The organism is Aetokthonos hydrillicola CCALA 1050 (assembly GCF_017591665.1).
Taxonomy (GTDB): Bacteria; Cyanobacteriota; Cyanobacteriia; order Cyanobacteriales; family Nostocaceae; genus Aetokthonos; species Aetokthonos hydrillicola.
In genome coordinates this window covers 84,302-110,128 of the sequence record NZ_JAAKGC010000012.1, presented here as the reverse complement: position 1 = coordinate 110,128, position 25,827 = coordinate 84,302, and the positions used below count along the sequence as shown (strand labels likewise).

Sequence of the window (25,827 nt, the reverse complement as noted above, 5' to 3'; positions counted from 1 at the left end):
TTGTTGTAATCAAAAATTAAAAAGATTGAGAGATTAGCACTTTTATATATAAACTGCTAGAAAAGGTTTGAAAAACTACTAAGCTGCATGTATAAGAAAAAACACAAAAAAACTAATCGCCAAAAAAATTGGCTGTCAATAAATTGGAAACTCTGCTTACCTTTGGCTGCTATGATCCTCCTAATATCCGTTGGAGTGGCTGTTGCAGCAAATTCCCCATCTGATACAGTATCAACAAAGGATATCAAACGAGCGATAGACACTGTATGGGTACTTATCACAGCCTGTTTAGTGTTTTTTATGAATGCTGGGTTTGCGATGGTGGAAACAGGATTTTGCCGTCGCAAAAATGCCGTCAGCGTTTTAATCCAAAACTTTCTGGTGTTTGCTATTGCAACAGTTGCTTTTTGGGCAACTGGTTTTGGCTTGATGTTTGGTAAGGGGAGTGGAGTTGATCCGATTATTGGTTTTTCTGGTTTTTTCTTGATGGGAAATCAGTTTAATTCCCCTAATCCTAATGTACCTCTCGAAGCAATATTTTTCTTTCAGTTAGTCTTTGCCGATACTGCTGCAACTATCTTTACAGGAGTTGTTGCTGAACGTATTAAGTTTTGGGCATTTTTTTGGTTTAGTCTCGTCCTTATGGGGTTTATTTACCCCGTCACTGGTCATTGGATTTGGGGCGGTGGTTGGCTAAGTCAAATGAAGTTTTATGATTTTGCAGGGTCAACGGTAGTACACTCGGTTGGTGGTTGGGCTGGTTTAATGGGTGCTTTGTTGCTAGGACCTCGTATTGCTCGTTATAAGCTACAGATCGTAGATCCTCCAACTAATTCGTCTGGAAAATACACTCAAAACAATTCACGTAAAACTAGGGTACTGGGTCTTTTGTATAGTCGCCGAACTTATATAAAACGTGAAGATATAGCTAGGGGAAATCCTATAGAAACTCCAATTGACAGTAATGCTGAAGTTGAAAAGCGTGAGCTACCATCCCATAATTTAGGGATTGCTACTTTAGGTTGCTTTATTCTCTGGCTGGGTTGGTTTGGCTTTAACCCAGGTTCAACTTTAGAAGCAAATGCTAGCGCTATTGCTCACATTTTCTTGACAACTAATATGGCTGGGTCTGCAGGTGGAATTGCAGCTACTATCGCGACACGGTTTCACCCAAACTTTCGTAAGCCGAATGTGCCAATGATACTTAACGGTGTCTTGATAGGATTAGTGAGTATTACAGCTTCGTGTGCTTTTGTCTCTATTCCCTACGCTGCTGTTATTGGTGCGATCGCCGGAGTTCTGGTGGTATATTCAACCCTCTGGATAGAACAGCAAAGAATTGATGATCCAGTGGGTGCTATTTCAGTTCACCTTGTAGGAGGTATTTGGGGAACTTTAGCAGTCGGTTTGTTTACCGCTAGCAATTACACTTCTTGGCTGGGTGACAGGGCTGGACCACAACTAGGATTAATACCAGGATTGTTACAATCAGGTCGTTTTGATTTTACCCAATTGGGAATTCAGTTAATTGGTGTGATAGCAGTCGGACTTTTTGCTTGTACATTTAGTTACATTACCTGGTTCGCAATCAAGAAAACAGTAGGATTGCGAGTTAATCTCCAAGTAGAACGGGATGGTCTGGATCTAAGTGAACATGGAAATAAAGCTTATGATGGTTTTGAACCAGAACCGGAACTTCTAGACGAAATTATAGGATCAGCAATACAAGGCGGAGAAAAAAGTTAAAATCAGCGTTGCTTGTAGTGCAATTTTTAGATTTGATCCCAACGGGTATCTTCTTCATTTTGTTTTCGCTGAAGGCTGCGTATGTTAGAGGTTTCGGTATTCTTGGTTATATCTCTTGCATCAAAGCTGTCTTCAGCGTTGAGTACAGCTTTTAGCCTTTCTACTGTTTTGTTTATTGCTATCCTTAACTCTCCTGGAAGGTCATTTTCCGACTTAATCGCTTTTACAAACAAGCAGTGGTAAGAAGTCAAGGGAACTAATATCTCGTAGCCGTTGTTAGTTTCCCTCTCGACTTTAATAACTCCCTCAAAATCTTGATTATTGTTTCTCGCTAACAAGATACATTTTGCGGCCATCTTTCTGATACTATCATAATCAAATTCTCCTATCAGCGTTGTCATGAGTTCAAGCTGCTCACTGTAGCACACAAAAGCTTCTTGAACACCTACTCTTCTAGCAACTAGTTCTTTGATAATGCGGTCAAGTTTTTCTCTCTTGGTTTCCATAAATATAAATTCATTTTTTACAAAATTTTACATAAAAAGGGAGATTATTTAGTTTTTTGCTCACGAATCAACCTACAGTCGCGTAAAACCCTTTGGGCATAGCTGCGCTAAGTGCTTAGCCTGTCCAGAAGGAAGTTGCTATGATGCCGTGTTGAGACAAAGAATAATTGTACTCCTTAGCTACTAGTTAATTCTGTCCAGTAGCGCTCATAAACTTCTTCAATTTTGCCCAAAGGAGTAATTCGTTCGCACTTGTCTAGCACAGATTCTGGAGGAAACAAACTAACATTTTTCTGGAATTTCTTTGGTAATAAGTCAAATCCAGCTTGGTTAGGAGTGGCAATGCTTAGACGTTGGCTCATCCGCGCTGCTACTTCTGGTTGTAAGATAAAGTTAATCCAAGCATAAGCTCCGTCAAGATTAGGGGCTGTTTTTGGAATAACGATTGTATCAGTCCATAATGAAGAACCACTCTTAGGGATAATATATTTAAATTTGGGATATTCTTGAGAGAGTTTAACACCGTCTGCTGAGTAACACATCGCCAAGAGCAAATCTCCTGCCACAATTTGATTACGCCAAGCATCAGTGTCAAAAGCTGCGATCGCTCCTTTAAGAACTTTTAGCTTTTCGTAGGCTTGTTTAATTTCATTTTCGTTTCGTGAGTTATAAGAATAACCTAGCATCCGCAACACCGCGCCCATAACTTCTCGAACATCATTGATCAAAGTCATGCGCTTTGAGAGTTGTTCTTGATGTTGCCAAAGATACTCCCAATCTTCTGGTGGGTTTTTGAGTACTTCAGAGTTGAAAATTAAACCTGTTGTTCCCCAGTTAAAAGGAATGCTGTAGCGGTTATTAGAATCATAAGTAGGGTTTTGAAAACGTGGTAATAAATTATCTAAACCAATTAAGCGAGCATGATTTATTTCGTTTAACAACCCCTTGTTCACCATCTTCTGCACCATGTAGTCAGATGGATAAATCACACTATAAGCTCCTCCACCTCCTGCTTGTAGCTTAGCCAGCATAATATCATTAGAATCATACACATCTGCAAGCACTTTCAGACCCGTCTGAGCAGTAAAGGTTGTTAATAATTCTTTATCAAAATACTGTGTCCAAGTGTAAAGATTTAATTGATCGCGAGAGCCTCGATTTTTGGAAGTTGCTCGCACATCCGCCAGTCTCCAGCCGCAACCAGCAGTAGACAAAGTAGAAAGCGCCGCGATACCTGTTACAAGTTGTCTTCTTTTAATCATATAGCAGAATTCAGGAGTCAGAAGTCAGGAGTCAGGAGAGCAGGGAGCAGGGAGCAGAGGAGCAGGGGAGCAGGGGGGCAGGGGAGCAGGGAGATAAAAAAATCCCAATCGCCCCCAGTACTTACTCCCCGATGCCCAATGCCCAATGCCCCATGCCCTATTCCCCATGCCCATTGTTAGCCGTTCATTGTAGCCGCTAGGTAAAAGATCTGTACAATATTGCTTTTTGAAGAGTGGGTAGAGTGGGAATAATTACTACAATAAAATCAAACACCTGACTTTGGAGTTCTAGCAGTGGGCTTATTTGATGATTTGAATCGGTTTCTAGAAAACCGTTTAGAAGAATTCTTACGGAATAATCCGCATCTCGAGCTAGAGGCGCTGTTAGAGCAGTTGCGATCGCAAGAGGAAGACACGTTAAAGCTGATTGCAGATTTACAGTTACAAGAGAAGCGATCGCAAGACGACATTCTCTCCACTGCACAAGAAATCCAAAGATGGCATATCCGGGTTGAAAAAGCAAAAGCTGCTGGTAGACAAGATTTAGAATCAGCAGCTGCACAACGAGAAGCAGCACTGTTACGTGAAGGTAATCAGCGTTGGGGACAAATGCAAGGTATAAAGGAACGTATTTCCCAAGCTAAAGAACTACTGCAAAAAATTCAGAAACGAAGACAAGAAGTACAAACCAAAGCTGCTGAAGCTCAAACAATGCGTGCTAAAGCTCAAGCCCAGCAACGTATAGAAACTTCTGGCTGGGGAACCCAAAGCAGCAGCTATTCTAGAACATTTGATGATTTAGAGGAAAAATTCCGTCGTTGGGAAACAGAGGATGAGTTGCAACAGATAAAGCGTAATATGGGCAAAGCTTAAGCTTCCTTGCTCTAGTCCCCTTCATTCGACCCATTTCAAAACCTGAAATGGGTCAACTCGTATTTATAGCATCTCTCGAATCCCCAATGCCCAATGCCCCACGCCCATTGCCACTTGGGTTATTATTCAAATGTTCCAAGTCAAATTCAAATATATATGGAACATAGTATCTTTGTAGACATTTTAACGAGCGTGGAACGCTTATTTGTAGGGTACATACCAGCAGCTATTTTAGGAATTTTAATTGGACTAGTCGTTGGTATCAATAATATAGGTTACCTAGTCTTCATGCGAATACTACAAATAGCAAATAGTATTCCTTCGATAGCCTTGCTGCCTATTGCCCTATTAGCCTTTAAACAAACTGAGGTAGCAATCTGGATTGTCGTTTTTATTAGTGCTTTATGGACAGTTATTATAGACACAGCAAAAGGTATGCGCCAATTTCGTACTCATGGCCATAACTTTAGAGTTGCTATCCCTCATATATTTAGAGCTTTGAGACTAGGGATTTGGTTTGCCTGGGTTACAGTCATTGCTGCGGAGATGTTAACAGGTGGACAAGGGCTGGGTTATGTTATCTGGGGTGGCTATAACAACACAAGCAACAAAAAAGTGATAATCGATGCATTAATCTATATTGGTATGATCGCCTTTACACTTGACCAGCTACTAGATATAACAGGATTGTTCCTCTCGCAGATTGTGGTAGAAGGAGAGCAAAGGAATAGATAAAATATTAAACACAACAGCTACATCACAAATCTTTACTCTTGTTGGGAAGTCGTAAAAGATATAGAGTGCGTGGGTTGAGGTGGTAAGTCCAACTGAGGTTGTTCTGGTGGTATTACACAGGTAGCATCCTTGATATAGGAGCCAAAAAACTTGTCATAGTTAGAAGCAACGGCTAAAAACACTCCACCTAAAATATAGATTGGTAGTGGTAATTTCCATTGTTGGATCCAGTCAAAAAATTGAGCAAGGGCAAACAGTACAAAAAAGCAAGCAAGCCAAACCCTCATTCTTCAATCCTTACAATTCAAACAACTGTAACAATTGTAATTCAACCTCTGATACTAAAGACCAAGCGTCTTCGTCGATTTTATAACTTGGAGTAGTACGAGCTAGAAAACCCGCTACTATTCTCATTGACGCTCCCACTCCTTCTAGGAGTGGGATTCGTGCGGGTAGCCACACCCAACACTATCCCATAAACTCAATTGATCTGGCGGGTTCCCAGGCACACCGCGTTCACTCTTGCGAGTACGGTGTTGTTTCCTTTTAATCCCTGTTGATTCAGGGATGGGCGTTTCAAGCAGGCAAAGCTGTTTGGGTTCCGAGCAGTCCACCCGTACCATCTGCACCTTAACCCTTTTGGGCTTTGGAGCATTCTTTTTAACTAATTCGCCGTAATTCCCCATCCGTCTGCACGGTGGGGATATAAGGCGGGAAAAATAGAGGTTATTTCTAAGAAATCGGCGAAATTTTTCCAAGTTCTGTCCGGAATTGCCTTTACTGGTAATGTTTAATATAGTAAAATAGCAAAATCAAGGAGGTGATGTTGAGTGTTGCGCAAAGTTGTCAAAGTCCGCATATATCCAGATGAACAACAACAAATCCAGTTAGCACAAGCTTTTGGATGTTCTCGTTGGTGGTGGAATTATGCACTGAATAAATCAATTGAGACTTATAAAGACACCGGGAAAGGATTATCTCAGTCAGCACTCAACGCACTACTCCCAGGACTCAAAAAAGCGGAAGAGACAATCTGGCTAGGTGAGTGCTACAGCCAAATATTACAGGCTACAACACTCAACCTTACCAAAGCTTACAAAAACTTCTTTGAAGGACGAGCTAAATTTCCTCGATTCAAATCAAAGAAAGATAAACAGTCTATACAATATCCTCAGAGCGTCAAAGTTCTAGATGGGGCTATTAAGCTTCCAGGTAATATCGGTGAAGTCAAAGCCGTTATTCATCGAGCAATTGAAGGGATAATCAAGACTGTTACCGTGAGCAAGTGTCCATCTGGCAAGTACTTTGCAGCTATCTTGTTTGAGGTAGACGGTGATACACCAGAAGCATCCAGTGAGGGTGATGTAATTGGGATTGACTTAGGACTAAAACACTTTGCTGTAGTCAGCAACGGTGAGAAGGTGTCCAAGTTTGAAAACCCCAAGCACATTGCTAAGCACGAGAAAAACCTCAAACGCAAACAGCAAAAATTAGCACGTAAAAAGGACGGAAGTAAATCAAGATTCAAGGCTAAAAAACTTGTTGCTAAGGTTCACGAACGCTTGTGCAATTCACGGCAGGATTTTCTACAAAAGCTTTCTACAAAGCTCGCCAACGATAACCAAGTTGTAGTAGTAGAAAACCTAAATACCAAAGGTATGGTTCGTAATCACAACTTAGCTAAAGCAATATCCGACGCTGGATGGGGAATGTTTACCAATTTCTTAGCTTACAAGCTAGAGCGTAAAGGCGGCGCTTTTGTTGAGATTGATCGGTGGTTCCCTTCATCTAAACTTTGCTCTAACTGTTTCTATCAAATGGGTGAGATGCCCTTGGATGTCCGTGAGTGGACTTGTCCACATTGCGGAACTCATCATGATAGGGATGGGAACGCTGCACACAATATTAGAGCAGAGGGCATTCGGATTCTAAAACTAGCTGCCAGTCAGCCTGTCACTGCCGGAGGGAACCCCGGTACTGCGGTAGGAGGGGAGGTAAGTCCGAAGAGAGGGCGCAAGTCCAAACTAAGGCACACCCCTATGAATACCGAAGCCCCATCCGCCTACGCGGTGGGGTAGTTCACACTTTATATTTACCACCCTTGGTTGGATCGGACCAATCACAACCAAATCCCTTAGTTTCTTTCACAAATTGATTCCAAGGAATTGGATCAACTGGTCCAGGAGTAGCATAGACAATCTTAAATAAACCATCTTCTCTCACTTCGCCAATCCGCACAATTTTAGATAGGTGATGGTTCGGTTGCATTGTTACTTTACCTTCGGGAGCAAGAAAGATTAGATTGTATGCAGCTGCGCGCACTTTACCCATATCAACACTATCGGCTTTTTCTACAGATTGCTTCCACAAATAAACTCCGACGTAAGCGGCTTCCATCGGGTCATTTGTCACTCGGGTATTACCGTATTCTTTCTTAAAAGCTTCAACAAACTTTTTGTTTTCTGGAGTATCAACTGTCATGAAGTAGTTCCAAGTAGCGTAGTGTCCTTTAAGATAATCAGCACCAATTGCTTTGACTTCTTCTTCAGCGATACTTACAGACATAGTAGGATACTTATCTACTCTTAAACCAGCACCTTGCAGTTGTCTGAAGAAAGGTACGTTGCTATCACCATTGAGTGTATTAAAAATCACACCGCCTTTGGGTAAAGTCTGCTTAATTTTATTGATGATTGGTGTGACCTCTGTGCTACCTAGTGGTAAGTAATCTTCTCCGACAGTTTCACCGCCTTTAGCTTCCAACTGTGCTTTAATGATTGTGTTAGCAGTACGCGGAAAAACGTAGTCTGAACCGACCAAAAAGAACTGTTTACCTTTATTCTTTAACAGCCAATCAACAGCAGGTTCTATTTGTTGATTTGGCGCAGCGCCTGTATAGAAAATATTATGGGAACACTCTTGACCTTCATACTGTACAGGATACCAAAGCATTTGGTTTTTGCTTTCAAATATCGGCTTGACATTCTTACGGCTTGCAGATGTCCAACAACCAAAAACCACAGCAACTTTATCTTGATCAATTAGCTTCGTAGCTTTTTCTCGAAAAATATCCCAGTTTGAAGCACCATCTTCTACAATTGGTTCAATTTCCTTGCCTAATACACCGCCACTAGCGTTTATTTCTTTAATTGCCAATTTTTCTGCGTCGGCGACGCTTTTTTCACTAATGGCCATTGTACCACTCAGGGAGTGTAAAATCCCTACTTTTATGGTGTTATTATTTCCAGCAGCAACAGGAAAAGCAGTAGAACTCTCTTTAGAGGGTTGAGAATTATTAGCACAAGCCTTTAATAAAAAACTAGTACCAAATGTAGCCGAACCATAGATTAAAAAATTCCGACGGTTAAATTTTCTTGCCATGTGGTTGCGTATTTTCTATCGCTCTATTCAAGAGTTGTCAAGTAGAATTCAGAAATAAAAAAAGAATATAGCTGTCAGAATCAATAAGCAGAGTAAGAAGATGCGCCTCTCATCGAAGACTAATAAAATGAACATAAGCGATGGTGTTTCACCAAGTCGCAGATCATCCCCGATCTAAATTCTGGCGAAGTAGCGTATATATTCTTTTGGGTAAATCTTACTCTATTTAATACACGCTTGTTACAAAATAAATATGAAGTATAAATTGTTACTTTATTAGTAAGCCAGCAAATTGTTGCAAAATATTAAGGACTAAGCAAAGCCGTTTGGGGATATCCCCGGTTTAAAAACCTGACGCTGCTACAAATTTTAATTAAAATTGGGTAAAACTCTCTTTAAAATTTTGCGAAAACACTCTTGTCTCCTTTGGAGTGAATAGAGTCATTAAGTGGAAAAGGTTTTATGTCTCACTGCGAGTGCAGCGGAGTGACTCATTCTCTAATCACATAGTCGTGTTTTGAATACAGCTTTATTCTTCCTTATCATTGATTGATTGCTATGGAAAGCCACAAAGATATCGCAGACAACGCACTTGATTCTTCAATCAGCACACAAGCAGAATTATCTGTTGATATCAACAACGAAAACTTTTTTGAAGGGGAAATTGGTACAACTCCCCGACTTTTACCAAATGAACTGATTCCCTACCAAGACGATTTGCCTGTTCCTTTAACCTACGATCTACGAGAGTCGGGATCTGTAGTTTACCAAAAGGTTACCCTCCAGTCTAGCTGTGTTCGTTTCTCGAAACAACTGGGTTCTACCAGGGCTTGGACTTATGATGGCACTGTTCCAGGACCATCATTTATTGTCAATCAAGGGCAGGTTGTGCATGTTGATTGGTACAACGGCATCAACAAAGATACTCCGCTACCATATAGGGTTGCCGTCTGCCCGGATCCACAGCAGGATGAGCCAATCCCACAAAATGTTCCAGGTCTAGACGAGACGGCTGAAGTCAACTGTCAGGCTGCTGACCTTCATGCAGCTACTGTGACTCATTTGCACGGGGGTCGTACCGCTGCTGATAGTGATGGTTGGACAGAGAATGTTGCTTTGCATAACCAATCCCAGCGAACTACTTATGAGAATAACCAGAGGAGTACAGCACTTTGGTATCATGACCATGCAATGGGTGTTACCCGCTTCAATGTTTATGCTGGATTATTTGGCTTTTGGATTATCCGTGGTCAAATCGAGTATGAACTCATCAAAAATAAAATTCTGCCTGGTGAGGAAGATGAGTTGTACTTGGTGATCCAGGATCGCAACTTCGACACTGATGCTGAAGGAAGATTGACCGGCGACCTGTTGCACAAAACTGAGCAAAGTACTGCTGAGATGTTCGGACCATACACTCTCGTTAACGGGACGCTGTGGCCCCGTTGTTCAGTTGGCGATCGCCCAGTGCGCCTACGTCTGCTCAATGGCTCTAACGCTCGCGCTTACTGTTTGCGATTGGTAGAGGTTAAGGAGAATGGGGACTATGGAGAAGATCTCACACAGAAGGTGCCAATCTATCAAATTGGCACAGATGGCGGTCTATTGGACTTTCCTGTCAAGCTCCCAGACCTCGGTTTAGTTCTTGCTCCTGCTGAGCGTGCAGACGTCGTCATCGATTTCACCGGGTTTTCTGACAAGAAATTGGCCTTTGTCAACACTGCTTTTGCCCCTTTTGATGGCACGACTGTTACCTCTGCTGGCAATGGGACAAGCAATCCAATTGCCCCAGATCCAAGCAATCGTCTACCATTCCTCCATGTCCTGCGCTTTGATGTTCGACCACATGAGCATGTAGAACCCTCTGTGCTCAATGAGAAAACGCGGCTTGACCACAACTTTGTACGCTATGTTCACAGTGCAGGTGATGCACAAGGACGCAAAGAACTGGTTTTGGGCAAACACAATCACCGTTGGATTGCTCTAACCGAGAATCCAACAGGGAATTTGCTGTTTCGAGAGTTACAAGAGGTGACTACCGACGAAAAGGTCGCAAAAGCAACAGACTCGCCCCTAATCGCAATTCAAACGTCAACTACCGAGATTACTTGGTATCGTACAGTAGCAATGCACTTCCACGACACCATTAACATCTTAATTCCTTATGATTCTTGGGAGATATGGAATATTATCAACCTAACTGGTGACACCCACCCAATTCACCTGCATCTGGTTGAGTTCCAAGCACTACATCGGCAGCCATACAACATAGACGGCTATGTAAATGAGGGTGGATTTACTCTCCCCGGCAAGCCGATCGCACTAAATGGTGCCCCCGTTTCTCCCGACTCTAATGAGCAGGGATTTAAGGACACAATTCGCGTTAATCCAAACGAATCGCTGTCTATCGCTGCTCATTTCAAAGGCTACTGTGGTCGCTATATGTACCATTGCCATGTTCTAGAGCATGAAGACCACGATATGATGCGTCCATTTGTCGTGGTTCCAGCTAAAGTTTTGGCCTTGATGGATGAGGGTATGGGTGGTATGGCAATGTAATATTTTACACGCTCAAAAACCGTTGAATAACCTCCTGACTTAGTTCACCTGTAGAACCAGAAGCAACAATACCGCCTTTTTGCATTGCATAATAGCAATCAGATTGGCGGACAAAATGCAAGTGTTGTTCTACCAATAAAACAGAAATATTAGTAGTGGAAACAATGCGACGGATGGCGGCTTCTATTTCTAGAATAATTGAGGGTTGAATTCCTTCTGTCGGTTCGTCTAGTAGAAGTAATTCGGGTTCTCCCATTAAAGCACGTGCAATTGCTAGCTGTTGTTGTTGTCCCCCGCTTAAATCGCCACCCATGCGGGAAAGCATAGTTTTCAAAACTGGGAACAGGCTAAAAATTTCTTCGGGAATTTCTTGAGTTTTGGTTTTTCTTTTTCTAGCTTCTAAACCCAATAAAAGATTTTCTTTTACAGTTAAGCGGGGGATAATTTCACGCCCTTGGGGGACGTAACCAATCCCCATTTTTGCTCTTTGGTCTGGAGATTTTGAATTTATTGTAGTTCCTGCAAAGGTAATTGAACCACTATGAGGTTTAAGCAACCCCATAATTGTTTTTAAAAGCGTAGTTTTTCCTACACCATTGCGTCCAATAAGACACACTATTTGCCCATCTAATACACTCAAATCTACGTTGCGCAGAATGTGACTTTCACCGTAGTAAACGTTAAGATTGGAGATTTGCAACATTTTTAAATTCTAATTGGTTTCTTGTCCCAAATAAACTTCAATCACTCGTGAATCATTTTGTACTTCTTCAATGCTACCTTCACACAGTACTGAACCTTGATGGAGAACTGTTATTTTTCGGGCTATTTGGCGGACAAATTCCATATCATGTTCAATAACTAATATTGAATGATTTTGTGCTAATTCTAAAAGTAATTCTCCGATATGATAAGTTTCTTCATCACTCAATCCAGCGACCGGTTCGTCAACGAGTAACAAATCAGGAGACTGCGCTACTAACATCCCAATTTCTAGACGTTGCTTTTCTCCATGAGAAAGTAAACCTGCTGGGATATTGGCTTTATTCTTTAAGCCGATGGTTTCAAGTAAGTTTTTAATCTTATTTTTTTCAGGAGTCGTAGTTTTTCTAAATAGGGTGGAAAAGACGTTTTTATTAAGGTTACTACTAAGTTCTAAGTTTTGTTGAGCGGTTAAATTAAGGAAAATTCGGGGCGTTTGAAATTTACGACCAATTCCCATGCGAGCAATTTGGTGTTCTTTCAAGGAACGGAGATTTTTGTCTTTGAAAATCACTTGTCCCTGGGTAGGGGTAACTTTCCCTGTAATGACGTCAAGAAATGTTGTTTTACCAGCACCGTTGGGACCAATCACTACTCGTAGTTCTCCCACATCCATGTCGAAGTTGAGGTTGTTAACGGCTTTAAATCCATCAAAGGTAACAGTGAGGTTTTCAGTTCTCAATATTTTCGCGTTCATGCTGGACTTCAGGATCTTGTTCTAGGCTCGGGTAAGTGGTAATTTGAGACGGGCGTTGGAAAAGAGGAATTTTTTGATGAAGTAACCATCCAACAATGCCATCTGGTAGTACAGTAACTATTATTAAAAATAGCCCTCCCTCGAAAAATAGCCATATTTCAGGAAATTGTTCGCTCAAAAAAGTGCGAGCATAGTTGACAAGCAAAGCACCTAAGATTGCTCCTATTAATGTGGCGCGTCCACCGACTGCAACCCAAATTACCATTTCAATAGAAAACGCAATATCCATAACTCTAGGTGAGACAGAACCACTTTGCAGGGTGTAAAATGCTCCTGCTATTCCTGCTATTGCTCCTGAAATTGCAAAAACCAGGACTTTGAAATCTGTAGGATCGTAGCCTGAGAAGCGCACTCGGCTTTCATCATCTCGAATAGCTATTAGTAACCATCCGAAACGCCCACTGGTTAACCAGCGACAAAGACAATAGGTGATTACAAGAAATAATACTGTAAGGGAGTAGAAAATAAATTGGGTTTTTGAATCGCTGACTGTTATACCGAATAAAGTGGTGAAGTCTATTAAGCCGTTGGTTCCATTGAAAAGTTTTTGTTGACCATTAAAGAAGTTGAAAAAAACAATTGTGGCGGCTTGGGTTAGAATCGAAAAGTACACTCCTTTTATACGGTTACGGAATACTAAATATCCTAATAACCCTGCTAATACTGCTGGAATTATCACTACAGCAGCGATCGCAACAGGAAACGAGTAGAAAGGTTGCCAAAACCAAGGCAGTTGTGTGACACCATATAATCCCATAAAATCGGGTAACTCGCCTTGGGGAACTTGCAGTTTGAGGTGCATAGCAATAGCGTATCCACCCAAGCCAAAGAAAATTCCGTGTCCTAAACTCAGTAACCCTGTATAACCCCAGATTAAATCTATACCTAAAGCGACGATTGCTAGTGACAAAAATCGACCTAGCAAATTTAGGCGAAAACTAGAAAGAATAACCGGGATAACCAAGATGAGGATGAGTGCGATCGCCACCACCACCCCTATCTCAATTAAAATTAACCGTCGTCCCTTCCTTCGCATTTTTTTTGTTTCTAAACATCAACAGTACGACCTTTTTGTGGAAAAATACCGCCAGGCTTCCACTGTAAAAACAAGATAATCAACGCAAATACCATTACCTTTGCCATACTTGTTGTAGCAAAGAACGTAAAAAAATCTGCCAAAGGCTTAATTGGCGCTAACGACAAAGCCAGAGTACCAGAACCAATCAAGAAATTAACCGTCCCAATTCCCAACGCTGCCACAATAGTACCAAAAAGATTACCCACACCACCTAGAACAACAACCATAAAAGTATCAACAATATAGTTTTGTCCCGTATTTGGTCCTACTGAACCCAGTAAACTAATTGCACAACCCGCTACACCAGCCAAGCCAGAGCCGAGTGCAAAAGTAACAGCATCAACTTTTTGCGTTGGAATACCCAAACAAGCACTCATACTTCGATTTTGAGTGACAGCACGAATTCTTAACCCCCAAATCGAGCGCTGTAAAAATAAGTAAATACCAGCTACACAAATAACTGTTAAGGCAATAATAAATAACCTAGCATAAGGCAATTGCACCCCGCTTAAAGAAATACCGCCTCGTAACCAAGTAGGTGCGGTAACATCCACATTCTGACTACCAAACCAGGGTTGAGTCACTGCTAAGTTATAAGTTAAACCCAAAACATTACCTATTGCTATTGCTACACTCACAGAAAGTAGCAATATTACTGACACAATCCAGTTACGAACGCGTCCAAAATTAGTTCTGGAATTTAAAATCCATAAACCACCAAAAAACAAGAGACAAAACAACGCTATTCCAATCACTAAAACCCAATTCACGCTACGGACAAACTGCTGCAAAATCAAACTTACACCCCAAGTCGCCAGCAAAGTTTCTAAAGGGCGTCCGTAGAGATAGCGAATCACTCCTCTTTCTAGAATTAATCCCACACACGCTGTTAGTAGGAAAGCAAAAATTAGAGCAAAAAATATATAAGTCTCAAACCATACTCCACCAAGTTGTTTGCTCGCATTTTGCACCACAAATGTGGTATAAGCTCCCAACATCATCAACTCACCGTGTGCCATGTTAATCACACCCATCAAACCAAATACAATGGCAAGTCCCAGTGCTGCAATTAATAATACAGCACCAATACTAATACCATTAAATATTGCATCGAAAAATCCCGGTAACACTTTTCCTAACCCTCTTGACTTATCTACAGCTTCGCTGTGTTACCGCCTCAGTCTCAGCCAACAACTACCAAGAAAAACGCGGGTTCACACTTTATATTTACCACCCTTGTTAGGGTCAGACCAATTACAACCAAAACCCTTAGTTTCTTTCACAAATTGATTCCAAGGAATTGGATCAACCGGTCCGGGAGTAGCATAGACAATCTTAAATAAACCATCTTCTCTTACTTCGCCAATGCGGACAATTTTAGATAAGTGATGATTAGGTTGCATTGTTACTTTCCCTTCCGGCGCAAGAAAGGTTTGATTGTATGCTGCTGTACGCACTTTACCTATATCAACATTACCAGCTTTTTCTACAGCTTGTTTCCACAAATAAACTCCGATGTAAGCAGCTTCCATCGGGTCATTTGTCACTCGGGTATTGCCGTATTCTTTCTTAAAAGCCTCAACAAACTTTTTGTTTTCTGGAGTATCAACTGTCATGAAGTAGTTCCAAGCAGCGTAGTGTCCTTTAAGATAATCAACACCAATTGCTTTGACTTCTTCTTCAGCGATACTTACAGACATGGTAGGATAGTTATCTGCTCTCAAACCAGCGCCCTGGAGTTGTTTGAAGAAAGCTACGTTACTATCACCGTTGAGGGTATTAAAAATTACGCCGCCTTTGGGTAAAGTCTGTTTAATTTTGGTAATGATTGGTGTAACCTCTGTGTTACCTAGTGGTAAGTAGTCCTCTCCGACAGTTTGACCACCTTTAGCTTCCAACTGTGCTTTAATGATTGTGTTAGCAGTGCGCGGAAAAACATAGTCAGAACCAATCAAAAAGAACTGTTTGCCCTTATTTTTAAGTAGCCAATCAACAGCAGGTTCTATTTGTTGATTTGGCGCAGCACCCGTGTAGAAAATATTATGGGAACACTCTTGACCTTCATACTGTACAGGATACCAAAGCATATGATTTTTGCTTTCAAATATCGGCTTGACATTCTTACGGCTTGCAGATGTCCAACAACCAAAAACCACAGCAACTTTATCTTGATCAATTAGCTTCGTAGCTTTTTCTCGAAAAATATCCCAGTTTGAAGCACCATCTTCTACAATTGCTTCAATTTGCTTGCCTAATACACCGCCACTAGCGTTTATTTCTTTAATTGCCAATTTTTCTGCATCGACAACGCTTTTTTCACTAATGGCCATTGTACCACTTAGCGAGTGTAAAATTCCCACTTTTATAGTGTTATTATTTGCAGCAGCAACAGGAGAAGCTGTCGAACTCTCGTTAGAGGGTTGAGAATTATTAGCACAAGCCTTTAATAAAAAACTGGTGCCAAATGTAGCCGAACCATAGATTAAAAAATTCCGACGGTTAAATTTTCTTGCCATGTGGTTTCGTATTTTCTATCGCTCTATTCAAGAGTTATAAAGTAGAATTCAGAAATAAAAAAAGAATATAGCTGTCAGAATTAATAAGCAGGGTAAAAAGACCAGCCACCCATCGAAGACCAATAAAATGAACATAAGCGATGGTGTTTGACCAAGTCCCAATCCCCTATCTAAATTCTGGAGAAGTAGCATATATATTCCTTTGGGTAAATCTTACTCTATTTAATACACGCTTGTTACAGACAAGATAAATATAGCCATTCTTATTTGTGTAAAATACAGCTCACTCTGAGGGCGTAGTCTCCGGCTTCTCGCAGAGTACGCCGTTCGCCCCTACAAAGGTATCGTACTCAATCGAGAATCGCTATAGGTAGGCGATCGCGCAACACAATATTTCCCCAATCATTACTATGTCACGCCCTAAACGTAATTTTCAACCAAACTTCTGTTATCACATCACTATTCGTTGTAACAACCGAGAATTTCGCCTAACGCGCTTGGAATGCCGAGAGGTGCTGCTTTATGCTATCAAAAAAGCACAAGAAAAATATGGATTTAAGGTTTATGCTCTCTGTATTATGAGCAACCATGTCCATTATTTGTTAGAACCTAAACAACCAGAAGATCTGCCCAAAATTATGCACTGGCTGAACTGGTACACTGCTATGTGCTTTAACCGAATGCTGAACAGAACCGGACATTTTTGGGAAAAGCGGTATCACAGTACAGGTTTTGCTAATACAGATACGCGGCGAGCATTAAATACCCTGCGATATATCCACGCAAACCCCAAAGCAGCAGGAACACAGCAGGGTTTCTTTTATGATTTCAGCAATTATGGTATTCATGACCGCTTAAGTAATGATGGTATCACTCAATGGCATCCTGCGTTTTTGCAATTAGGGAAAACGTTGGAAGAGTGCGCTGCTAAATATCGAAGATTCTGTAAAAAATATCGACCACAACCCAAGTCGGAGAAAAAGAACCATTGGGGTAGTCGTTTGCTGGCTGGAATGACGATTAAAGGTAAGACGAAAAAATCCCCAGGACAGATGAGTTTACCTTGGGACAAGCATAACGCGTCAGAACGTACGGAAGTACATGAGGTAGCAGAAAAGTTTATCCAGGCTAATTGTTTTAGCCCTTCGGTGCCAGGTATTGGAACTTTGGTGCCAGGTATCGGAACTTTGAAATACTGATTCTAGCGTGAATACGGGTGCTGTTATAAATCTTTATAAAATTCGTAAACGCCTAAATGCTACACTTTACAAGTCTCGATGCGAGAGAAGAGACCACCCCCCCCCAAAAAAAACCCGCCCCAAACCCGCCCCCCCAACCCAACCCAACCCAAACAAAAGTGCTCCCCCTTAGTGAGGGTAAGTGTCCTTCTGGAGATTGAGTATCAAATGTTACCTTGTCGTCGCTTATCCAGTTTCCTTTCACTCTCCATCCTACGCGATCGCCAAATTTTTTCCAGGCTTCTTCGTAATATTTGCCGTCAGGTTTACCACCCTCTTGCAGGTAAATTTTCTTTTGAACGCTGAAGCCATAGCGCCCATTGCTATATTTTACCCATAGGCTGTCAATTGTGCGTAGATCAGCACAAGGAAAGTTTAATAGTTCTTCAGCCCTAATCCAATCATTCTCCTTTCGACCAACAGCCTGTAGCATAACCATATAAGTTTCATAATCAGCTTCCTTCCACTTTTGTGCTGCTAGTAGGTCGCGTAGTTTAGTATAGTCTATGCCTTTTTCCGAACTTAGGTCGTCTATCTGAGATGGGGGGGTGTTAGGTTGTAGGGGTTGAGGTTTGGGCGGTTGCTGGGGAATTAAACGTTCGTGGATCGGTGTAACGTCCTCATCTCGCAGTTTGAGAATTTGCTGTATTCGTTTCAATAGCTCCCAATCATTTTTATTGAGTACAGATTTCTCTTCTAAAACAAGAGCTAGATCTTGCTCATACTCTCGTAAACTTTGCTGAAAATCACGGATTGGTTGCAGAACTTCCTGTTCTATCTGTGTTACTTTTTCTGGTGGAGCTAAGTTTAATTGTTTTTGCTTTCTATCTAGAAGCCTACGTCCTAACGCTGAGAAACGGTCATCTTGAACCAAAAACGCACCCTTTTTTACACATTCCTCAACTTCCTTTCGATATTCCAATTCTGGATCGCCTACTGGTGCTTTCGCTAAACAAATTGTATAACCTTCTTTAACGGAGAATATTTCTGGCTTCATTGCTGGTTGTGCTGACTGCACTTTTCGCTTGGCGTATTCGTGCAAAGTCGCCACTGTAATCATGCCATCATTATCTGCTGCTACTCCCTTTTCAATTCCCTCCACTAAATAGCGCGTGTATACTCCTCCTCCCTCGTCTTCAAACGACACTTGTGCAGATGTTGAAGAGGTTAACACAGCTCTACCTTCTCCTCCTAATTGCTGTTCAATTTCTTTATCGATGCTTGGAAGAATCTCTCTTGCACTCATTCCTTGAGCAAATGCACCGCTAAAACAACAGTCCAGAATTAACACCTGTCGCTTTGATTTGCTGCGGTTCATACACTGTTCTTGGAGAAATCTTGCAGGTACAGCAGTTGAGGTATAAGGTAATGAATGGGCATTAATTTGAGTATTGTAGCTAGCAAAGTACAAATACCCATTTTCATCTCGGAAACCGTGACCAGAGAAATACAATAGCAGAATGTCGTTTTTTTGACATGTTTCCGTAAATAACTGCTCGATTTCTAATTGGATGGTGCTAGAGGGAGTATTCTCTAATAACTTGACTTCAGCAAACCCACCAATATTTGGGTCTTGCAAGATGCGTTGCATTGACTTAATGTCTTGAACAACACCTGGTAATGGTTTTAACTTATTGCTCTGATACTCACTCGCTCCTATCAGCAAGCCATATTTCGCCATTTTGCTATTTTATTGCTCATTCCTAATCAATTATAGCGATGCGTTTACCCCGAATTATGCTTTCAAGATGCAGCAGATATTGGTTGAAATGCTGATATGACGTATCAACTCTAGCCCAATATCAATGGCAAGAAGCGAATCATGCAGTAGTTTATCATATAGTCTGAGGATTAGAATTAACCATTAAACCTACCTGTTGTTTTCCTTCAACATCTTGGATCTTGGATTCGCAGGAAAGTTGTAAAATGAGCGCCATGCTAACAGAATTTACCCTCGCCAACTTCAAAAGTTACATTACAAGTCGATTACCCATAGGATCGCTCACTGTCCTAATAGGCGCAAACGCTGCAGGTACAAGTAATGCTCTTGAAGGTTTGCGCTTTCTGTCGTGGTTAGCACAAGGACAAAAACTCTCTAGTATTCAATATGCTGTTAATAGTGCAGAGCGTGTTGTACGCGGTCGAGTAAATGATTTGTGCCATGAGGGACAATCAAGTTTTACCATCGGTTGTCGTTTTGATTCAACGCAGTGGAACCAACTCGATATAACCCTCAATGTGCGTGATGGAGAACTACATATCAGTAGCGAGCGAATCGTGGATTCGACTAGTCTTGTCCCATTATATGACCTAGATCAACCTTCTCAAGGAACAGGAACAGATATCGGTGTTGCATATAACAACTTTACAAGGGGAAAAAATAAACCACGAGTAACGTGCAGCGATCAAATGGCTATATTCGTGCAATTAGATAGCCCTGCTAGTTTTGATGCAAAGTACCCCAAATCTCAAAAGATTATTCCTGAAACTGTACGAGAATATCAACGAGTCTTAAACAACATCCTGTTTTTAGATCCCGTTCCCGCCAGAATGCGTGAATACAGTTTTAAGTATGATAGGCGATTACTTGAGGATGGGACAAATCTTTCTAGTGTTTTATTTCACTTGTGGGAAAATCAACCAGACAATCAACAAGCAATTTTGAACTTTATCCAAAGTCTACCAGAGCAGGCTATAGATGGGCTAGATTTCATTTTTGGCCCACGAGATGAAGTCATGGTGCGACTAGCGGAAACCTTTGGCAATAAACGTCGCTATTGTGAAGCAGCATTATTATCTGATGGGACATTGCGGGTATTGGCTATAGCTGCTGCTATGCTATCGGCACCTGCTGGTAGTCTAGTCGTCATCGAGGAAATTGACAACGGTGTTCATCCCAATCGTGCCAAGCATCTACTCGCCAGCATCCAGGATATTGCTTTGCAGCGTAACTTGCGGGTGCTGCTTTCCACGCATAACCCAGCGCTGATGGATGCTTTACCTGATGCTGCACTAGGTGATGTAGTTTTTTGTTTCCGGGATCTACACGCAGGAGATAGTCGCCTTGTAAGGCTTGGGGATATGTACGAATTTCCAGGTTTAATATCGCAGGGATCACTCGGTCAGTTGGTAACTGCTGGGATAGTAGATCGATTTGTCAAGTCCCCGCACACACCTGAAGAAAGAAAACAGCAAGCTATGGAATGGGTGTCTCGGTTGCAGGAATACGGCAATGAGTAGTATCTGCCTGATCGATACGAGCATATTCCTGGAAATACTGAACGTTCCTAACTATAATCAGCATAGAGCATCAGTTCTCGAAGATTTTCAGATCTATGCTCAATCTGGTTGTACTTTTTTGTTGCCTATGGCGACGATACTGGAAACGGGGAACCACATCGCCCAAAACGGTAATGGCTCAGTGCGAAGGAAAACAGCCCTACGTTTTGTTAAAGAAGTTAAAGAAGCATTCGCAGGTGTAGCCCCTTGGAGACCGACTACATTCCCAAACACGGTAGAAATATTGGAATGGATTGATAAGTTTCCAGATTTGGCTGGCAGAAATAAAGCTACTCATAAGCTGGAAGGAACTAGCTTCGGGGATCTCAGTATTATTCAGGAATTTCATAAGTCCTGTAATCTTTTCCAGATGAGTGAAGTGTTTATCTGGTCACTGGACACCGATTTACAGAATTATCACCAAAAGCCAAAATGAATATATATGAGTGACAAGATAAATGGATAGGCGATCGCACAAAACAATATTTCCCCATAAGTACTCTGAAATGCTGCTTGTGTCGTGAATAGGGGTGCTGTTATAAATCTTTATAAAATTCGGAAACGCTTAAATGCTAGACTTTATAAGTCTCGATGCGAGAGAAGAGACCCACCACCCCCCCCCAAACCCCAAACCCCACCCACCAACCAGGGTAAGTGTCCCTCTGGAGATTCAGTGTCAAATGTTACTTCTGAATAGCTAATCCAGTTTCCTTTCACTCTCCATCCTACGCGATCGCCAAATTTTTTCCAGGCTTCTTCGTAATATTTGCCGTCAGGTTTACCACCCTCTTGCAGGTAAATTTTCTTTTGAATGCTGAAGCCGAAACGTCCATTGCTATATTTTACCCATAGGCGGTCTATTGTGCGTAGATCCGCACAAGGAAAGGTTAACAGTTCTTCATTCCTAATCCAGTCTTTGTCTTTTCGACCAACAGCCCGTAGCATCACCAGATAAGTTTCATAATCAGCTTCTTTCCACTTTTGTGCTGCTAGTAGGTCGCGTAGTTTAGTATAGTCTATGCCTTTTTCTGAACTTAGGTCGTCTATCTGAGATGGGGTGTTAGGTTGTATGGGTTGAGGTTTGGGTGGTTGCTGAGGAATTAAACGTTCGTGTATCGGTATAACGTCCTCATCTCGCAGTTTGAGAATTTGCTGTATTCGTTTCAATAGCTCCCAATCATTTTCATTGAGTACAGATTTCTCTTCTAAAACATCACGGAGATCTTGTTCATAGTCTCGTAAACTTTGTTGAAACTCACGGATTGGTTGCAGAACTTCCTGTTCTATCTGTGTTACTTTTTCTGGTGGAGCTAAGTTTAATTGTTTTTGCTTTCTATCTAGAAGCCTACGTCCTAACGCTGAGAAACGGTCATCTTGAACCAAAAACGCACCCTTTTTTACACATTCCTCAACTTCCTTTCGATATTCCAATTCTGGATCGCCTACTGGTGCTTTCGCTAAACAAATTGTATAACCTTCTTTAACTGCAAAAATTTCTGGCTTCATTGCTGGTTGTGCTGACTGCACTTTGCGCTTAGCGTATTCGTGCAAAGAAGCCACTGTAATCATGCCATTATTATCTGCTGCTGCTCCTTTTTCAATTCCCTCCACTAAATAGCGCGTGTATACTCCTCCTCCCTCGTCTTCAAACGAGACTTGTGCAGATGTTGACGAGGTTAACACAGCTCTGCCTTCTCCTCCTAATTGCTGTTCAATTTCTTTATCGATGCTTGGAAGAATCTCTCTTGCACTCATTCGGTGAGCAAATGCACCGCTAAAACAACAGTCCAGAATTAGCACCTGTCGCTTTGATTTGCTCCGGTTCATACACTGTTCTTGGAGAAATCTTGCAGACACAGCCGTGGCAGTATAAGGTGAGGAATGCTCATCGATTTCGGTGTCGTGGCTAGCAAAGTACAAATACCCATTTTCATCTCGGAAACCATGACCGGAGAAATACAACAGCAGAATGTCGTCCTCTTGACATTGTTTTATAAACAATCGCTCAATTTCTAATTGTATAGCGTTGGAAGCAGAATTCTCTAATAATTTGACGCCAGCAAACCCACCGATGTTTGGATCTTGCAAAATGCGCTGCATTGACTTAATGTCTTGAACAACACCTGGTAATGGTTTTAATTTATCGGACTGATACTCACTCGCCCCTATCAGCAAGCCATATTTCGCCATTTTGCTACCTTATTTCTCATCGGCTGGTGTGCGGTTAACCCTTGAATTTTTGACTTTTACTCGATTTTGCCATATTAAACAAGGCGTGAGCGGTTTTTGTTATTATATTTGTATCCGAGCAATAGAAAATTGTATGTATCAGTCAGTCCAGTACATTACCAATCAACAAGGGGAGCGAGTTGGTGTAGTGTTGGATTTGGAAACATATCATCAGTTAACAAACCCATCAACAGCGGATCCTGAAATCTTAAATAATTTGAGCTTCGAGGAATTGCAAGCGTTAGCAACAAGTGTTTTATCCCCACCAGAGCAAACCCAATTAAGCGATTTGCTAGCCCGCAATGCTCAAAACGAATTATCATCTGATGAAACTGCTATTTTAGACAGTATATTGGCTCAGGTAGACCAGCTTAATATTCTCAAAACTAGAGCAAGATACACTTTAAACAAGCTGAAAGAGACCTCAAAATTAGCGTGAGTGTTTACATTTCTGTTGATCTACAAAAACGCATTCGTAATCATTTTGCCAACTGTTGTGCATACTGCAAAACTGCTGAATCGCTAACAGTCAGTACTTTCGAGTTTGAGCATATCATTCCCCGATCAGCTGGGGGAGAGACTATTTTTGAAAATATGTGTTTGGCTTGTCCGTCTTGTAATCGTTATAAAGCATCGCGCCAAACAGCACTCGATCCAATAACTCACCAAGAAGTTTCTTTGTTTCATCCACAGCAGCAATTATGGGCAGACCATTTTACTTGGAGTAAGGATAGTACTGAAATTATAGGACTTACACCGGTTAGTCGAGCAACGATTTCTGCTTTGAAAATGAATCGTCCGCAATTGACTCGTATACGTAAAATGTGGGTAAAGTTAAGGGAACATCCACCAAAGATTTGATTGACTAGTAGAGGTTGACGGAGGGAGATAAAGCTAAGGTCTCCCACCCAGAAGATTCTTTTTCCAAAGCTCACCCAAGCTATAATCTAGTAGCCACGACTCCAGCTCGTCGTTTGCCAATCTACGAAATGATGATTTTCCCTGCTCGAGGTCTACAACAATGACATTATTTGCCTCAAATTCGTTGAGTAGTTCTACAGACTGAGTTGAAAAAATGACTTGTTTAGTAGCAGTACGTATCAATGATGCTAGAACGGTGATAGCATAAGGATGAAGACCAAGCTCTGGCTCGTCTACCAGAATTGTCTCAGGCTGAAAATCTTCAGGTTGTAAGAAAACTGTTGCTAAGCACATAAAACGTAGCGTACCATCTGAGAGGGTGTTTGAAAAGTTGTGAGGGGTCAAATTTTATGCCAGTCGCCTCACCATAATCCGGATCATGGCAAGGTAAATAAACGTCTCCGATGTCTCCGGTAGAAGTTCATAGTCTCTTACCAATCGGCGACACCCCATAAACCAACCGAAAGTGCGCTCCACCACCCATCGCTTTTTGAGCAAGACGAAACCCTTAGTTTGTTCTGGTCGCAGCACCACCTGTACAATCCAACGATAAACATTCATGACCCACATCATGAAATCTGGACCGTCAAAGCCACCATCAGTCCAAATGGTGGTCAAGCGAGAAACCTTGTCGCCCATTTCTTTGACGCGCTTGAGTACTTGTTTGCCGCCTGCTCGCTCTGGTACACTGGCAGCAGTGACCAATACCCGCAGCACCAATCCCAAGGTATCAACGGTCATAAACCGCTTGCGTCCTTTAATTTTCTTGCCTACATCATAACCCACAGATTGACTTACCATCGCGGCACTCTTAACGCTTTGACTATCGATAATCGCTTCTGATGGACTCGGATGGCGCTCAATATCGATTCTTGTCCATTCTCGCACTCCTATCATGGATATGTAACCACGTCCCGTCTTTGCGCCAATTTCGGAAATATGTGTACACTGTTTGCCAAGGTGGAAAGTCCCCGGGTAGCGTAGGCGTAGCCCGCCGCAGGCATCGCCATCTCACTCCTTCTAGCAGAACATAAAAGATCGCGTTCAAGACTTCCCACATATCGACTTCACGCTTGCGACCACCGGGTTTGGGTTCTGGAATCATGTCACTCAGAAATTCATATTGTGCACGGGTCAGATTACTAGGGTATGCTTTACTCATGTTACTCTCTCGGTGCTGTGTTCTTTCTATTGACAGCTTACACTGAGAGAGCTTTTTTACACGGTGACCAACTTTTCAAACACCCTCTAAGGCAACAACTCTACATAGTATCACTACTTTTTGCGCCTTTTGATCTGCTTGTATGCGAAATTATTATCTCAAAGTAGAGATTGAACAAATAAGGTTGACTAGCCTTATTAAGGACTAATTAACCTTAGTAAAGTAGGATTCTCAATAACTCCTCGAGATAAGGAGAAACGGAGAGGGAGGGATTCGAACCCTCGTTGAAGTTGCCCCCAAACAGCATTTCCAGTGCTGCGCCTTCAACCACTCGGCCACCTCTCCAGGTATCACGAATTTTAATTGTACAATACAATTGCAGAAAATGCAATCAAAAAATCTAAAATCAAAATGTCCCGTACATACACTGTTAAAGTCTACGATCGCGCGACAGGTAAAACATACACCCTAGAAGTACCCGAAGACCGTTATATCCTACATAGCGCAGAAAAACAAGGAGTAGAATTACCCTTTTCATGCCGAAATGGAGCTTGCACCACTTGTGCTGTTAGAGTTCAATCCGGAGAAATTTACCAACCAGAGGCGGTAGGACTGTCACCAGCATTGCGCCAAAAGGGCTACGCCTTATTATGTGTCAGCTATGCTCGTTCTGATTTAGAGGTAGAGACACAAGACGAAGATGAGGTTTACGAACTTCAATTCGGGCGCTACTTTGCCAAGGGAAAAGTTCGGGCTGGCTTGCCATTAGATGAAGAATAGGGGCAATGGGCATGGGGCAGAGGTAATCAGTGAACAGTAAACA

23 protein-coding genes, 1 tRNA gene and 1 pseudogene are annotated in these 25,827 nt (G+C 41.8%); 11 read left to right on the top strand and 14 right to left on the bottom strand.

Annotated features, from left to right (window positions below; all coding sequences use genetic code 11):
* Positions 1–87: 87 nt before the first annotated feature.
* Positions 88–1,746: an ammonium transporter gene (locus G4P69_RS08710; protein ID WP_208349386.1), complete on the top strand. Its 1,659-nt coding sequence runs from the start codon at positions 88–90 to the stop codon at positions 1,744–1,746.
* A 26-nt stretch (positions 1,747–1,772) separates the two neighbouring features.
* Here the strand turns inward: G4P69_RS08710 and G4P69_RS08705 are convergent, their stop codons facing one another.
* A complete protein-coding gene (locus tag G4P69_RS08705) occupies positions 1,773–2,252 on the bottom strand; it encodes a roadblock/LC7 domain-containing protein (protein WP_208344332.1) in 480 nt (159 codons plus the stop codon).
* A gap of 176 nt (positions 2,253–2,428) precedes the next feature.
* The gene (locus tag G4P69_RS08700) at positions 2,429–3,514 is read right to left on the bottom strand and encodes an ABC transporter substrate-binding protein (RefSeq protein ID WP_208344331.1); all 1,086 of its coding nucleotides are present in this window, start codon (positions 3,512–3,514) and stop codon (positions 2,429–2,431) included.
* A 294-nt stretch (positions 3,515–3,808) separates the two neighbouring features.
* On the opposite strand from G4P69_RS08700, the gene G4P69_RS08695 reads away from it, so the two are divergent.
* Together G4P69_RS08695 and G4P69_RS08690 are read left to right on the top strand one after the other, a co-directional pair.
* Positions 3,809–4,387, top strand: coding sequence for a TIGR04376 family protein (locus tag G4P69_RS08695; protein ID WP_208344330.1), 579 nt, complete (start codon positions 3,809–3,811; stop codon positions 4,385–4,387).
* A 156-nt stretch (positions 4,388–4,543) separates the two neighbouring features.
* Positions 4,544–5,122 carry an ABC transporter permease gene (locus tag G4P69_RS08690; RefSeq protein WP_208344329.1) on the top strand — a complete coding sequence of 193 codons (579 nt, stop codon included), beginning with the start codon at positions 4,544–4,546 and terminating at the stop codon, positions 5,120–5,122.
* Positions 5,123–5,154: 32 nt separating this feature from the next.
* On the opposite strand, the gene G4P69_RS08685 is transcribed toward G4P69_RS08690, so the two are convergent.
* The gene (locus G4P69_RS08685; RefSeq protein WP_208344328.1) at positions 5,155–5,409 is read right to left on the bottom strand and encodes a hypothetical protein; all 255 of its coding nucleotides are present in this window, start codon (positions 5,407–5,409) and stop codon (positions 5,155–5,157) included.
* Positions 5,410–5,952: 543 nt separating this feature from the next.
* On the opposite strand from G4P69_RS08685, the gene G4P69_RS08680 reads away from it, so the two are divergent.
* Entirely contained in the window at positions 5,953–7,200 is a 1,248-nt protein-coding gene (locus G4P69_RS08680; protein WP_208344327.1) for an RNA-guided endonuclease InsQ/TnpB family protein, read from the top strand.
* A 1-nt stretch (position 7,201) separates the two neighbouring features.
* Here the strand turns inward: G4P69_RS08680 and urtA (G4P69_RS08675) are convergent, their stop codons facing one another.
* Positions 7,202–8,503 carry an urea ABC transporter substrate-binding protein gene (gene urtA / locus G4P69_RS08675; protein ID WP_208344326.1) on the bottom strand — a complete coding sequence of 434 codons (1,302 nt, stop codon included), beginning with the start codon at positions 8,501–8,503 and terminating at the stop codon, positions 7,202–7,204.
* Positions 8,504–9,061: 558 nt separating this feature from the next.
* Here urtA (G4P69_RS08675) and G4P69_RS08670 point away from each other — a divergent pair.
* Positions 9,062–11,062 carry a multicopper oxidase family protein gene (locus G4P69_RS08670; RefSeq protein ID WP_208344325.1) on the top strand — a complete coding sequence of 667 codons (2,001 nt, stop codon included), beginning with the start codon at positions 9,062–9,064 and terminating at the stop codon, positions 11,060–11,062.
* A gap of 4 nt (positions 11,063–11,066) precedes the next feature.
* On the opposite strand, the gene urtE is transcribed toward G4P69_RS08670, so the two are convergent.
* From urtE to urtA (G4P69_RS08645), 5 genes are all read right to left on the bottom strand, one after another.
* The gene (urtE, locus tag G4P69_RS08665; RefSeq protein ID WP_208344324.1) at positions 11,067–11,765 is read right to left on the bottom strand and encodes an urea ABC transporter ATP-binding subunit UrtE; all 699 of its coding nucleotides are present in this window, start codon (positions 11,763–11,765) and stop codon (positions 11,067–11,069) included.
* A 9-nt stretch (positions 11,766–11,774) separates the two neighbouring features.
* Positions 11,775–12,521, bottom strand: a complete 747-nt coding sequence (urtD, locus tag G4P69_RS08660) for an urea ABC transporter ATP-binding protein UrtD (protein ID WP_208344323.1) — start codon at positions 12,519–12,521, stop codon at positions 11,775–11,777.
* On the bottom strand, positions 12,496–13,617 hold the full coding sequence (urtC, locus tag G4P69_RS08655; protein ID WP_208344322.1) for an urea ABC transporter permease subunit UrtC: 1,122 nt from the start codon (positions 13,615–13,617) through the stop codon (positions 12,496–12,498). The genes urtD and urtC overlap by 26 nt, the downstream gene beginning before the upstream one ends.
* Positions 13,618–13,628: 11 nt before the next feature.
* On the bottom strand, positions 13,629–14,789 hold the full coding sequence (locus G4P69_RS08650) for an ABC transporter permease (protein ID WP_208344321.1): 1,161 nt from the start codon (positions 14,787–14,789) through the stop codon (positions 13,629–13,631).
* A gap of 84 nt (positions 14,790–14,873) precedes the next feature.
* A complete protein-coding gene (gene urtA, locus G4P69_RS08645) occupies positions 14,874–16,175 on the bottom strand; it encodes an urea ABC transporter substrate-binding protein (RefSeq protein WP_208344320.1) in 1,302 nt (433 codons plus the stop codon).
* 410 nt (positions 16,176–16,585) lie between these two features.
* Between urtA (G4P69_RS08645) and G4P69_RS08640 the strand changes: the two genes are divergently transcribed.
* On the top strand, positions 16,586–17,374 hold the full coding sequence (locus G4P69_RS08640) for a transposase (RefSeq protein ID WP_208344319.1): 789 nt from the start codon (positions 16,586–16,588) through the stop codon (positions 17,372–17,374).
* Positions 17,375–17,426: 52 nt separating this feature from the next.
* Here G4P69_RS08640 and G4P69_RS08635 read toward each other — a convergent pair whose 3' ends face one another.
* Positions 17,427–19,094 (bottom strand): caspase, EACC1-associated type, encoded by a 1,668-nt coding sequence (locus G4P69_RS08635; RefSeq protein ID WP_208349385.1) that lies wholly within the window; start codon positions 19,092–19,094, stop codon positions 17,427–17,429.
* Positions 19,095–19,339: 245 nt separating this feature from the next.
* On the opposite strand from G4P69_RS08635, the gene G4P69_RS08630 reads away from it, so the two are divergent.
* Positions 19,340–20,653 carry an AAA family ATPase gene (locus tag G4P69_RS08630; RefSeq protein WP_208345537.1) on the top strand — a complete coding sequence of 438 codons (1,314 nt, stop codon included), beginning with the start codon at positions 19,340–19,342 and terminating at the stop codon, positions 20,651–20,653.
* Positions 20,646–21,128, top strand: coding sequence for a hypothetical protein (locus G4P69_RS08625; RefSeq protein WP_208345538.1), 483 nt, complete (start codon positions 20,646–20,648; stop codon positions 21,126–21,128). The genes G4P69_RS08630 and G4P69_RS08625 overlap by 8 nt, the downstream gene beginning before the upstream one ends.
* Before the next feature lie 143 nt (positions 21,129–21,271).
* Here the strand turns inward: G4P69_RS08625 and G4P69_RS39100 are convergent, their stop codons facing one another.
* A complete protein-coding gene (locus G4P69_RS39100; RefSeq protein ID WP_243902916.1) occupies positions 21,272–22,882 on the bottom strand; it encodes a caspase, EACC1-associated type in 1,611 nt (536 codons plus the stop codon).
* Between the two features lie 133 nt (positions 22,883–23,015).
* Between G4P69_RS39100 and G4P69_RS08610 the strand changes: the two genes are divergently transcribed.
* Together G4P69_RS08610 and G4P69_RS08605 are read left to right on the top strand one after the other, a co-directional pair.
* Complete coding sequence (locus G4P69_RS08610) at positions 23,016–23,360, top strand: hypothetical protein (RefSeq protein ID WP_208346037.1); 345 nt, start codon at positions 23,016–23,018, stop codon at positions 23,358–23,360.
* Positions 23,357–23,782, top strand: a complete 426-nt coding sequence (locus tag G4P69_RS08605) for an HNH endonuclease (RefSeq protein ID WP_208346036.1) — start codon at positions 23,357–23,359, stop codon at positions 23,780–23,782. The genes G4P69_RS08610 and G4P69_RS08605 overlap by 4 nt, the downstream gene beginning before the upstream one ends.
* A gap of 33 nt (positions 23,783–23,815) precedes the next feature.
* Here the strand turns inward: G4P69_RS08605 and G4P69_RS08600 are convergent, their stop codons facing one another.
* From G4P69_RS08600 to G4P69_RS08590, 3 genes and pseudogenes are all read right to left on the bottom strand, one after another.
* Positions 23,816–24,187, bottom strand: coding sequence for an AAA family ATPase (locus tag G4P69_RS08600; protein ID WP_279605516.1), 372 nt, complete (start codon positions 24,185–24,187; stop codon positions 23,816–23,818).
* A gap of 3 nt (positions 24,188–24,190) precedes the next feature.
* Positions 24,191–25,004, bottom strand: a pseudogene (locus G4P69_RS08595) (IS5 family transposase).
* Positions 25,005–25,262: 258 nt separating this feature from the next.
* Positions 25,263–25,349, bottom strand: a tRNA-Ser gene (locus G4P69_RS08590).
* A gap of 66 nt (positions 25,350–25,415) precedes the next feature.
* On the opposite strand from G4P69_RS08590, the gene G4P69_RS08585 reads away from it, so the two are divergent.
* Positions 25,416–25,784, top strand: coding sequence for a 2Fe-2S iron-sulfur cluster-binding protein (locus G4P69_RS08585; RefSeq protein WP_208344452.1), 369 nt, complete (start codon positions 25,416–25,418; stop codon positions 25,782–25,784).
* The last annotated feature ends 43 nt before the right edge of the window (positions 25,785–25,827 follow it).